Here is a 12087-nt window from a genome sequence, read left to right on the forward strand (position 1 = left end):
TCGATAATCCAATCCGATCACGCGCGTGGCTCCCAGCTTAATGGCAGCAATAGCAAGAATGCCCGAGCCGCAGCCAAAATCAATCACGGTTTTTCCGTTGAGATCCAAGCTATCAAGCCACTCCAAACAAAGGGCCGTGGTTGGGTGCGAGCCGGTGCCAAATGCGAGGCCAGGATCCAGCATCACGTTCACTGCATTGTCATCAGGCACTTCACACCAGGTCGGACAGATCCATAACCGCTCACCAAATTGAATCGGCTTGAAATTATCCATCCATGCGCGTTCCCAGTCTTTGTCTTCTAGCTGCTCGACTTTGTGGATAAAGTTATCAGCCAGCAATGGGCTCGCGTTTAATACCGCTAATACGGTGTCCATATCGGCTTGTGCATCATACAAAGCCATGATGTCTGTTTCGCCCCACAAGCCGGGTTTCGCCGGGTAAGGGTTCAAAAACCGGCGTGTCTTTGGCATCTAAGAAGGTTACAGACAGCGCGCCTGTTTCTTCCATTAACAAGTCGCCGAGTGCTTCAGCATTGTCGGCGTTGGCGTTTAGTTTGAGTTGGATCCAAGGCATGGTGAATCTCGCGTTGGGGTAAGAAGTATTGAAGATTTTACCAGATCAACACGGTGCATGCTGCAAACAAAAGCGGCTTACAAGTATGCAAGCCGCTTGGCGTCTATTTATCGTGCCAGGCTCTGGTTATGACAAACCGAGCTTTTTCTCGAGGTAGTGAATGTTGGCGCCACCGCGTTGGAAGTGTTCATCATTCATAATGTCGATCTGGAGTGGGATATTGGTTTTTATCCCGTCGATTACGGTTTCTGCGAGCGCATTTCGCATCCGCGCAATCGCAACGTCGCGGTTTTCCCCATAGCAAATGAGCTTACCGACCATGGAGTCATAGTGAGGGGGAACGTGGTAGCCTGCATAAACATGGGACTCCCAACGTACGCCCATCCCACCCGGTGAGTGAAAGCGTTTAATTTGGCCCGGGCTGGGAATAAAGCGCTCTGGATCTTCCGCGTTGATCCGACACTCGACCGCATGACCACGAATTTGAATATCGTCTTGGGTGAACGACAGCGGCTGGCCGGCCGCGATTCGCAGTTGCTCTTTGACCAAGTCGATACCCGTGACCATTTCAGTCACAGGGTGCTCAACTTGAATACGGGTATTCATCTCGATAAAGAAGAACTCGCCGTTTTCATACAAAAATTCAAAGGTGCCGGCGCCGCGATAGCCAATTTCAACACACGCTCGGCAGCAACGTTCACCAATGAACTTACGCATTTCTGCAGTGATCCCTGGCGCAGGGGCTTCTTCGACCACTTTTTGATGGCGGCGTTGCATTGAGCAATCACGTTCACCTAGATGAATGGCACCACCTTGACCGTCGGCGAGGATCTGCACTTCAACATGGCGTGGGTTTTCAAGGAATTTTTCCATGTAAACCATGTCGTTGCTGAACGCAGACTTTGCTTCAGAGCGCGTCATAGCAATGGCGTCAATTAGTTCTGACTCGGCGCGCACTACACGCATACCACGGCCACCGCCGCCGCCAGACGCTTTGATAATGACGGGATACCCGATACGCTTGGCAATCGCTTTATTTTTCTCTTGATCGCCACCGAGAGGGCCATCTGAACCGGGCACACAAGGTACGCCGGCTTTTTTCATCGACTCTATTGCAGAAACTTTGTCGCCCATTAAACGAATCGTTTCCGCTCTTGGGCCGACAAACACAAAACCAGAGCGTTCGACCTGCTCGGCGAAATCCGCATTTTCTGACAAGAAGCCGTAACCGGGGTGAATCGCCACGCACCGGTGATTTCAGCCGCACTGATAATGCGAGGAATGTTCAGGTAGCTCTGATTGCTTGGCGCGGGGCCAATACAGACGGTTTCATCGGCTAACAAGACATGCTTGAGATCGCGGTCTGCTGTGGAGTGCACAGCCACGGTTTTAATACCGAGCTCTTTACAAGCACGCAAGATCCGCAGGGCAATTTCACCACGGTTAGCAATTACAATTTTATCTAACATGCGCCCTCGCTTATTCGATGATCACGAGTGGTTCGTCGAATTCAATCGGCTGGCCATCTTCACACAGAATGGCTTTGACCACCCCGCTCTTATCGGCTTGGATTTGGTTCATCATTTTCATCGCTTCAACGATACACAGGGCGTCGCCTTCCTTCACTTGGCTGCCGACTTCGACAAACGCCGCTGATTCAGGGCTTGGTGCACGATAGAAGGTGCCGACCATGGGCGATAGCACTTGATGACCCGTTGGTTGTGGTGCGCTTGCAGGCTCGGCAGCAGACGCTTCTGGGGCAGGTGCAGCTGCAGGTGCAGCCGGTGCCGCGTATTGTGGTGCGTACTGTGGTGCGGCTGCTTGTGCAGGTGCTGCCCGACTGATGCGTACTGACTCTTCGCCCTCAGCAATCTCGAGTTCGGAAATGCCTGATTCTTCAACAAGTTCGATCAGCTTTTTAATCTTACGGATATCCATAATACGTCTCTTCTTATGTTTTGTTTTACTTGGCCGCAAGCGCGAGATGGCGTGCGGCGGCTGTTAAAGCGAATTCGTAACCATCAGCCCCTAGTCCACTGATCACGCCTACCGCTTTATCCGACAAATAGGAGTGGTGCCGGAAGGGTTCGCGGGCGTGAACGTTGGATAAATGCACTTCAATAAAGGGAATATTGACCCCAAGCAGTGCATCGCGTAATGCGATTGAGGTGTGCGTTAAGGCGGCTGGATTAATAATGATAAAATCCACGCTCTCCATGGCTTGATGGATTTTATCGATGAGGTTAGCTTCACTATTGGATTGAAAGTGCTCAAGGGTCAGCGTTAATCCTACGGCCTGGGCCTCTAACGCTATCATTATTTGCGCGAGCGTCTGAGAGCCATAGTGTTCAGGCTCACGGCGTCCGAGCAAGTTAAGGTTCGGGCCGTTTAAGACTAAAATGTGGTTTCTTGTCGACATCTTGAGGCTTACTTCTCCTATTCGCTAACATCGTGTCAGCTTAGTGTGAATTCCTGCCGGTGCGCATGTTGTGATGGTGCACTGCATGCGATTTTGTCCTTTGTGAGGTCAATTATAGAGAATTCACCGCAAATCGCAGCAAAATACTGGTCTAATCAGCACACTTTCTCCTTATTCTGTCGAAAAGTTGCGTACCCAAGCCGGTTTGGCGCGGATCAATACAAAAAAAAGCCAGCCCGTAGGCGGCAAAGGTTGCTAAGCAATCGAATGTTTAAACCACACTTTCTTTTTCTGCGATGAGTTTATCGACCACACTCGGATCGGCGAGAGTGGACGTATCGCCCAAGCTACCGGTTTCACCTGTGGCAATTTTACGGAGAATACGACGCATGATTTTACCGGAACGCGTTTTAGGGAGCGCATCCGTCCAATGAATAAAATCTGGCGTCGCAATCGGGCCGATTTCTTTGCGCACCCACTCTTTCACTTCTTTATGCAGTTCGGCACTGGGGATCTCACCAGCATTGAGGGTAATATAGGCATAAATTGCCTGGCCTTTAATATCATGAGGGACACCGACAATCGCTGCTTCGGCAATTTTATTGAACGCGACTAGGGCGGATTCAACTTCAGCCGTGCCCATTCGGTGACCTGATATATTGAGCACATCATCAACGCGACCGGTGATCCAGTAATAGCCGTCTTCATCACGGCGCGCACCGTCACCAGTAAAATACATCCCTTTGAAGGTCGAGAAGTAAGTCTGCTCGAAGCGATCGTGATCACCAAACACGGTGCGCATTTGCCCTGGCCATGAGTCTAGTATCACCAAGTTGCCCTCGGCCGCACCATCAAGAAGGTTGCCCATGTTGTCCACCAGCGCTGGCTGAATACCAAAGAAAGGTCGCGTCGCTGAGCCTGGTTTGAGTGGCGTGGCGCCGGGAAGCGGAGTAATCAAGATCCCGCCCGTCTCTGTTTGCCACCAGGTGTCGACAATAGGACAGGCTTGATTACCGATAGTGCTGTGATACCACTCCCACGCTTCTGGGTTAATGGGCTCGCCGACCGAGCCATGATTCTTAGCGAGTCACGCTGGGTGCCAGCCACGGCTTCATTGCCTTTGGCCATCAGCGCCCGAATCGCGGTGGGGGCGGTGTAAAGAATATTAACCTGGTGTTTATCGACCACTTCACTCATGCGCGCTGTGCTTGGATAGGTAGGGACACCTTCGAATAAAATGGTTTTTGCCCCATTCGCGAGTGGGCCATAAACCAGATAACTGTGACCGGTTATCCAGCCAACATCGGCGGTACACCAGAACGACCTCCCCGTCTTGGTAGTCGAAGACATATTTAAAGGTCATTGCGGCATAAACCAGGTAACCCCCTGTGGTGTGGAGAACGCCTTTTGGTGTGCCGGTGGAGCCGGAGGTGTAGAGAATGAAAAGCGGATCTTCCGCCTGCATTTCTTCCGCAGGGCAATCGACCGACGCGTTCGCCGTCGCATCATGCCACCAAACGTCACGATGGTTGTGCCAATCAATGTCGCCGCCCGTACGCTGGTAAACCACCACTTTTTCGATTGATTTCACGCTGGGATGGGTCAGGGCTTCGTCGACGTTTTGCTTTAGCGGGACCGTCACGCCCCCCACGCACCCCTTCATCCGCCGTCACCACGACCTTCGCATTCGAGTCAATAATGCGGCCGGCGAGCGCTTCTGGAGAGAAGCCCCCAAACACCACCGTATGTACTGCACCAATGCGCGCACAAGCCAGCATGGCGATCGCCGCTTCCATCACCATCGGCATATACAAGCAAACCACATCGCCTTTTTTAACTCCTTGCGCTTTTAGCGCGTTAGAAAATCGGCCAACTTGCTCATAAAGCGCTTGGTAGGTCAGGCTGGCATCGTCATTCGGGTCATCGCCTTCCCAAATTAAAGCGATTTGATCCCCTTTGTCTTTTAGGTGTCGATCAATACAGTTTGCCGCCACGTTGAGTGTGCCATCTTCAAACCAGCGAATATCAACATGGCCCGTATCAAAGGACGTCTGTTTGACCTTGGTGTAAGGTTTTATCCAATCAATTATCTGGCCTTGTTCATGCCAAAACCCCTCAGGGTCGGTAATTGACTGCTGATAGAGTGCTTGATATTTGGCCTCATCAGCGTGTGCCTTTTGTGCAATTGAAGGCATGACGGGATATACGTGACTATCGCTCATCCTGTTTCTCCTCGTGTCCGCGATGCTCCACGCGGCGCTTCCATGTCGTGAGATGTCAGGCGTTACCGCTGCCTGGCAAACGTAAACCATGCAGTAAAGGTGTGACATATAAGGCTATCCGGCAATTAGACTTTAGGATGACCCCTTGATTTTTAGGTGGATTATTGAGTTGTCGGGCCAATTACTGGGGGCTAGGTCGCACTTTATTGCGATTGAGGGGTGGCTTGGCTACCGAGATTGAGGGATCGGCATCTCGCCATGCGTGAGGCGGACATAAATAAGTGCTGCTGCTAAGGCATCGTCTAAGGCATCATGGCGAGCAGGAAGTGGGAGATCAAGATGGCGGCTGATCGCTTCGATGCTGATGTCATGGTAAGCATTAGGGAGCAAGCGCTCTAATTTACGCTGATAAATGTCACTCACCTCAATCAGAGGGTTGGGCAGTGGAAAGCCAAGATATTGACGAGAATAGCGGTCCAAAATACTTTTGTCGTAACGAATATGGTAGCCGACCAGGGGGTGATTGCCGATAAAGTGAATCAGGGAGATCATGGCCTGTTTGGCACTGACACCCTGGGCGAGATCTTGATGACGCATTTGGTGGATGCGCACCGAACCAGCGCTTAAGCTCTTGGGTGCCGCAAGCGTGAGTGTCAGCGCCTGACTGGTCATAATACGATGGCCTTTGATCGGGGTTGCTGCAATGGTTACCAACTCGGCATGGGCCGGGTCGAGGCTGGTGGTTTCACAATCGAGTGATATCAGGGTACGTTTATCGGGCGGCAAAAAGAGTGCGCGGTAAGGGGAGTGGCGTAACCGATAGCGATACCAATAGCGTGCTAGCCTGTTCACCTTAGTCCCTCACGTGATAGTGGAACGCCAGTGACTGTTTAAACTTTTTCACCACATGCAAGCCATGGCGCAAAAGATCGCGTTCACTCGCGGGTAAGTGGGCGACATCGAGACAGTTGCTTTGCTGCTCGCCATCAAGTTGTTGACGTAGGCGAAGACGAATGAACAGTTTCAGCGCCTCTGAGAGATTTTCCGCCGTTTCGTCTGCGAGCGTGCCTAGCTTGGCAAGTTGCTCAAGCCTATCAAAGGTATTGGTCTCTGTGATCCCTTTTTCTAAGCTCATGGTGCGGACACCGTGAACGATCGGGAAAATGCCACCTTTTTTGATATCTAACCCATCTTTGCTGCTTTTTAGCGAGCCAAACACGGTTAAAGGAACACGAAATGCGAGTGCTGGACGCACAAAAGTATTGAGCGTCAACATATTGTCGGTCAAGGTATCGCTAAGGGGGAGTTGGATCGCATCAATCAGCGTCAGATCACCGGCGATCGGATGACTATCGGCCAGTATCGCGAGATCCATGACGCTCTGTTCATTAGCACTGTGGGCGAGGTTGCGCACGGCTTGTTGCCATTGCGAGGCGGTTTTCACCCATTTGGGGTTGCTGACCATCACATTGCCGGGGCAGGGGGGGTAGCCCAGTTGGTAAAGCGTTTGTGAAAAGATATCCATGATGTGTTGGCATTCTGGCCAGTTCAGATCATCGGCCAGAATGAGGGCGTTATCCTGATCGGTTTTAAGTATCTGCTCTCCCCGCCCTTCTGAGCCCATCACCACGAGACAGCATCGCTGCTGGAAAGCTTCGGGCACCTGTAACCGAAATGCTTTTTCCATAATTTGTTCATTCACGGTGGCGATGAGTTGCATCACAAAGCGGGTGTGGATGCCGTTGTTAAACAGTGTATGAATCAGCTTGCTCTGACTATTGGCGGCGACGACTAACTCATCAATGGTTTGGGCGCGAGCAATTTGTAAGTTGAGCACGTGTGAGTGGGTTGAAAACAGGCTCAGCACTTGTGGAAGATCAAGCATCCCAGCGGTTTGCCCTTGGTTGTCGACCACACGCACTCGCTTCACACGCCGGCGCGTCATGCTGATCATCGCGTGAAAGAGAAAATCACCGTGCTCAACACTGACCACCGGTCGTGTGGCTATCTCCCCGACAGGGACGGATTGATCATGGCCATCGAGTACCAAAGCGTGTAATAAATTCGTCCGAGTAATGATCCCGCACTCTCCATCGTCAAAATTGACCAACGCGCAGTCACAGCGTTCGCCTTTCATTTGCACGGTGGCCGCTTGTAGCGTGAGATTAGGGGAGACACATAACGCGGGTTGAATATTGCTATCATCAATCCTGGTGAGCATAAATTCGGCGAGATTTTGTTGCTGACGCGCTTGCACCATTAACGCTTGTCGGCGCTGTAAATTGGTCTCAAAGTAACCACGAAAATCCGGGTTGTTATGATAAATAGCAAGAAATGCCTCGGCCGGTAGCAGGTGGCAGAGCGTATCTTCTAAGGCGCGGTATTGATGTTTGGCAGTGCCCTGCACAAGCGCGGGGACGTCAAATAAATCATCGGACGTGTAGTGAGAAAATACTTCTTTGCCGTCTTCTGAGACTTCCTCGACACTGCCTTTAATTATAATAAAGAGCTGCTCGCCGGTATCGCCCGCGTGGATCAGGGTATCGCCGCGCCGAAAATAGCCGACATCAAGCGCTTGTCGACATTGTTTGGCTTGGGTGGGCGTTAAGTAATTAAACGGTGGATGAGCGGTGTCAAAGGGTTCAGGCATAATCGCACTCCTCACGATATCGCACTTCTCAGTGTGGTAACGTCAGTGTGTCCTAGCCCCAGCAATCCTGCTAGCCGACTTTAGTCTAGCCAAAGATGATGATTTCATCGATGAGATCAATGTTTTGCCAGCAATAAGCCCCGCTTATGTCTTTTTTTCCAACCCTATTACTGCGACACTTGGCGCGATATGTATCTTAATGTGAAGTAATGGTATGACGTTAACCCAATGTTCTCCCTTTCGTTGGCTGTCTGCGTATTTTGGCGGCTTCTTTTTTTCGTATGGCGTGTATTTGCCGTTTTGGGCGATATGGTTTGAGTCTCTAGGCCTTAACTCGGGTGTCATCGGGACCTTGATCGGGCTTGGTTTTGCAACTCGATGTGTGGCCAACTTAGTGTTTACACCGCGCGTGCAACGGGTTGAAGCCTTGTTGCCGGCGCTGCGGGCGTTGACACTGATGGCGTTAGTGACGTGCGCATTGCACCCCATCATGGGCGCCAATGTATGGTGGCTGGCTTTGGTGACCGTCTTATTTAATTTAGCGATTGGCCCGGCGGTGCCGCTGTCTGATGCCTTGGCAAACTATTACGCGCGTCATCGCTATATCGACTATGGTCGTACGCGTCTTTGGGGATCCATTGCTTTTATTGTTGGCTCAAGCTTGACGGGCTGGCTGGTAACGGAACAATCCGCCGCGATTATTCCTTGGATCGCGATCGGTGGTTTATCGGCTTGTTTGCTGCTGACATTGCGTCGTCCCACAATTATGCCGCAAAGCGAGCATGATATGACAAGCAGCAAAGTGTCAATGCGTCAGCTATTTCGCGATCGTCAGGTGATCGTGTTCTTGCTGATCGCCTCTTTGCTGCAAGGCAGTCATGCCGCCTATTACAGCTTTAGTGCGATTTATTGGAAGCAGGCGGGATACAGCGAGAGCATCGTCGGCTATTTATGGAGCTTGGGGGTGGTGTCAGAAGTGGCCGTGTTTGCTCTCGGTGCCCGTCTATTTAGCGGTTGGTCGTCGAAGTCGCTATTCCAACTGGCCGCTTTAGGTGTTTTAGTCCGCTGGGGGATCACTGGTACCACGACCGCTGCGATTCCCGTGGTGTTGGTCCAGCTGCTGCATGGCGTTACCTTTGCCGGCGCACACTTGGGGGCGATGCAGTATATTCAGCGTGAATGCGGGACGCGGTTGGTCGCAGCACAAGCCGCTTACAATGCTCTGCCCATGGGGGCGGTGGTGGCGGCTCTCACTACCACAAGCGGGTGGATTTATGCGGTTTCGCCATCGGGGACCTTTTATGCGATGGCACTGCTCGCATTGCCCGTTTTTGTACTCCCTTTGCGCGAGCCCGAATTTCGACGCGCCAAACAAGCCAGTGTGCAATAAACGACTCATCTGCTTGCAATAAATTAGCTAGAGCGCCCACAAAGCCAGCATTGCGTGATTGAGTGGGCGCCGTTGCCATGATACACCCAGCCAAAGGATTTGGCACATTACGGCGTCAGGAAGGGAGTCATGACACAAGGCTGGGTAATTGTCTCTGTCTCACTGCTCTATATGGGGGCATTGTTTGCCATTGCCTGGTATGGCGATCGTCAGCCACGTTGGCTGCATCAATGGCGGCCTTGGATTTATAGTCTTTCTATTGCTGTTTACTGCACTTCTTGGACCTTTTTTGGCACCGTGGGACAAGCGTCTAGCTCGCCATGGTCCTTTCTGCCGATTTATCTTGCGCCAATCTTGGTGTTTACCCTTGGGTGGCGTCTTCTCGCTCGTCTCATTCTGATCGCCAAACGCGAACATATTACCTCGATCGCCGACTTTATTGCGGCGCGGTATGGCAAGTCTCAGGGACTGGCTGTGATGGTGACGCTGATCGCCGTTGTGGGAGTACTCCCTTATATTGCGTTGCAACTACGTGGCATTGCCATGGGGCTTGATGTGCTCTCGCCAGATATTGGTCAGCGTGTTGGCTTAGATCAAACGCAAATTGCGTGGTTGGTGTGTGTCGTCCTCGCCGTTTTTACAGTGTTATTTGGTACCCGACACATTGATAGCACCGAACATCATCGCGGGATGATGATGGCCGTGGCGTTTGAATCTGTGATCAAGCTAGTGGCTTTTCTCGGGGTCGGGGTGTTTGTGGTGACACTGCTATTTCAAGCACCGACATTGCCAATAACACTTGAGGCGTCAGGCGTGATAGGCCAGCCAGACATGGGCAGCTTAATCATCCATACCTTTTTAACGGGGGCGGCCATTATTTGTCTGCCACGCCAGTTTCATACCATGGTGGTAGAAAACACGCGTGCGAGTGACTTGAATACGGCGCGCAAGGTATTCCCGACCTACTTACTCCTTATGTTGATCTTTGTCCTCCCGCTGGCGTATGCGGGACAAGCGTTATTGCCGGGTACGCCGGCGGATACTTATGTGATTCGTTTGCCCTTATCCGTGGGGGCCGAGGGCATGGCATTACTGGCGTTTATGGGTGGCGCCTCGGCAGCCAGTGGCATGGTGATTGTTTCTACCATTGCGCTGGCCATTATGGTCTCCAATGATCTGGTGATGCCGCTGCTGTTGCGGCGCATGAAAATGACCTCACGCAACTTTGCGCAACTCTCTGGCTTATTACTCAACGTCCGCCGCGCATTGATTTTCTTGATTTTGATTGCCGCCTGGGGTTTCTATCATTTGATTTTAACCGTCCCGACCTTGTCTGAAATTGGTTTTCTGTCGTTTGCTGCGATTGCGCAATTTGCGCCTGCCATGATTGGCGCCTTGTATTGGCGGCAAGGCAACAAAAAAGGGGTGTATGCCGGGCTAATGCTGGGATTTTCGCTTTGGTTAGTGACCATGATGACCCAAACGGGCATGCTGGCAGGTGACGGGCAATCAAATATCCTCATCTGGTTGATTAGCCCTCCGGCATTCCCTCCATTGGCTGGGCTCAATATCATTGATTGGGGGCTGGCCTTTAGCATATTGATGAATGCCGCCGGTTTTATCTTCGTCTCTTTATTGACGCGTCCTTCACTGAGTGAGCGCTTGCAAGCGGCGGCGTTTGTCGGCATGCCCTTACCCGAAAACGATGGCGCGCGTTTGTATCAAAGCAGAGTCACGGTCGCAGAACTTGAGATGCTGGCGTCGCGTTTTGTGGGGCGTCGGCGTATGCGCCAGGCCTTTAGCCAATTTGCAGAGCAGCGCGGTGAGGAGTTAGTTCCTCAGCAACAGGCCAGTGCGCCTTTAATTCGTCATACCGAGCGGGTGCTCGCGGGAGTGTTTGGGTCGTCATCCGCCCGGCTTGTGCTGTCCTCTGCACTGCAAGGGCGAAATATGCAGCTGGAGGAAATTGCCACCATCGTGGATGAAGCCTCTGAGTTATTTGATTTTTCTCGAGGTCTTTTGCAAGGCGCCATTGAGCATATCAACCAAGGGATCTCGGTGGTAGATAAACAATTGCGGCTGGTGGCGTGGAATCAACGTTATATCGATATGTTTCAATTCCCACCAGGCTCATTCAAGTGGGGAGGCCGGTTGCCGATCTTATTCGTTTTAACGCACAGCGCGGTCTGTGTGGCCCCGGTGATGCTGAGGAGCATGTGAGCAAGCGGGTGATGCATTTAACACGGAGAAAGCCTCATACGTCCTCGCGCGTCCACCCCGATGGACGCGTGATTGAATTGCAAGGGAACCCGATGCCCGGCGGCGGTTTTGTGATGACTTTTACCGACATCACCGCTTTTCGCGATGCGGAGGCCGCGCTGAAACAGTCTAACGAAACCTTAGAAGCGCGAGTCACGGAAAGAACGCAGGAATTGGAGCGCTTGAATAGCCGTTTAATCGACGCCACCCGTAAAGCGGAATCTGCCTCGCAGTCAAAAAGCCGTTTTTTAGCCGCAGTGAGCCATGATTTGATGCAACCACTCAATGCCGCGCGCTTGTTTGCGTCATCACTGAGTGAAATGGCGGTTAACCGTGAAACAAGAAACGGCCTCACAACATATCGAAAGTGCGCTAGAGAGTGCAGAGGTATTGATTGGTGACTTGTTGGATATTTCGCGTCTTGAATCAGGCAAGATGAAAGCCCGGATTGAATCTTTTCCATTGCGTGAAGTTTTTGATGCGCTTGAAGCGGAATTTGGGGTGTTGGCGCGTCGACAAGGGCTTCGATTTTCATGTTTGCCGCAGCCGGGCGATTGTGCGTTCTGATAAAAC

Annotated in this window: 10 protein-coding genes and 4 pseudogenes; 4 read left to right on the forward strand and 10 right to left on the reverse strand. The window is 51.8% G+C overall.

Annotated elements, in window-relative coordinates:
* From prmA to DZ54_RS0104205, 10 genes and pseudogenes are all read right to left on the reverse strand, one after another.
* Positions 1-574: pseudogene (gene prmA / locus DZ54_RS18985) on the reverse strand (50S ribosomal protein L11 methyltransferase); the annotation flags it as partial.
* 126 nt (positions 575-700) lie between these two features.
* Positions 701-2043, reverse strand: a pseudogene (gene accC / locus DZ54_RS18990) (acetyl-CoA carboxylase biotin carboxylase subunit).
* Positions 2044-2053: 10 nt separating this feature from the next.
* Positions 2054-2512 (reverse strand): acetyl-CoA carboxylase biotin carboxyl carrier protein, encoded by a 459-nt coding sequence (accB, locus tag DZ54_RS0104185; RefSeq protein ID WP_025673189.1) that lies wholly within the window; start codon positions 2510-2512, stop codon positions 2054-2056.
* Positions 2513-2537: 25 nt separating this feature from the next.
* On the reverse strand, positions 2538-2993 hold the full coding sequence (gene aroQ / locus DZ54_RS0104190; RefSeq protein WP_025673190.1) for a type II 3-dehydroquinate dehydratase: 456 nt from the start codon (positions 2991-2993) through the stop codon (positions 2538-2540).
* A gap of 271 nt (positions 2994-3264) precedes the next feature.
* Complete coding sequence (locus DZ54_RS27320) at positions 3265-3861, reverse strand: AMP-binding enzyme (protein ID WP_420804830.1); 597 nt, start codon at positions 3859-3861, stop codon at positions 3265-3267.
* A 15-nt stretch (positions 3862-3876) separates the two neighbouring features.
* Positions 3877-4286, reverse strand: a pseudogene (locus DZ54_RS27325) (AMP-binding protein); the annotation flags it as partial.
* A complete protein-coding gene (locus DZ54_RS27330) occupies positions 4183-4563 on the reverse strand; it encodes an AMP-binding protein (protein ID WP_420804831.1) in 381 nt (126 codons plus the stop codon). The gene DZ54_RS27330 and the pseudogene DZ54_RS27325, both read right to left, overlap by 104 nt.
* Positions 4532-5215: an AMP-binding protein gene (locus DZ54_RS27335; RefSeq protein WP_420804829.1), complete on the reverse strand. Its 684-nt coding sequence runs from the start codon at positions 5213-5215 to the stop codon at positions 4532-4534. Before DZ54_RS27335 ends, DZ54_RS27330 begins: the two co-directional genes overlap by 32 nt.
* 228 nt (positions 5216-5443) lie before the next feature.
* On the reverse strand, positions 5444-6067 hold the full coding sequence (locus tag DZ54_RS0104200) for a 3'-5' exonuclease (RefSeq protein WP_025673191.1): 624 nt from the start codon (positions 6065-6067) through the stop codon (positions 5444-5446).
* A 1-nt stretch (position 6068) separates the two neighbouring features.
* The gene (locus DZ54_RS0104205; RefSeq protein WP_025673192.1) at positions 6069-7865 is read right to left on the reverse strand and encodes a DUF294 nucleotidyltransferase-like domain-containing protein; all 1797 of its coding nucleotides are present in this window, start codon (positions 7863-7865) and stop codon (positions 6069-6071) included.
* Positions 7866-8079: 214 nt separating this feature from the next.
* On the opposite strand from DZ54_RS0104205, the gene DZ54_RS0104210 reads away from it, so the two are divergent.
* The 4 genes and pseudogenes from DZ54_RS0104210 (at position 8080) to DZ54_RS25820 (ending at position 12081) form a co-directional block, all read left to right on the forward strand.
* Positions 8080-9255 (forward strand): 3-phenylpropionate MFS transporter, encoded by a 1176-nt coding sequence (locus DZ54_RS0104210; RefSeq protein WP_025673193.1) that lies wholly within the window; start codon positions 8080-8082, stop codon positions 9253-9255.
* Positions 9256-11205: 1950 nt separating this feature from the next.
* Positions 11206-11567, forward strand: a pseudogene (locus tag DZ54_RS27035) (PAS domain-containing protein); the annotation flags it as partial.
* Positions 11568-11786: 219 nt separating this feature from the next.
* Complete coding sequence (locus DZ54_RS27040) at positions 11787-11915, forward strand: hypothetical protein (protein WP_338057026.1); 129 nt, start codon at positions 11787-11789, stop codon at positions 11913-11915.
* Between the two features lie 4 nt (positions 11916-11919).
* On the forward strand, positions 11920-12081 hold the full coding sequence (locus tag DZ54_RS25820; protein WP_338057027.1) for a hypothetical protein: 162 nt from the start codon (positions 11920-11922) through the stop codon (positions 12079-12081).
* Positions 12082-12087: the final 6 nt, after the last annotated feature.

The sequence above is a fragment of the Salinivibrio socompensis S35 genome, from assembly GCF_000513715.1.
In the GTDB taxonomy this organism is placed as follows: Bacteria; Pseudomonadota; Gammaproteobacteria; order Enterobacterales; family Vibrionaceae; genus Salinivibrio; species Salinivibrio socompensis.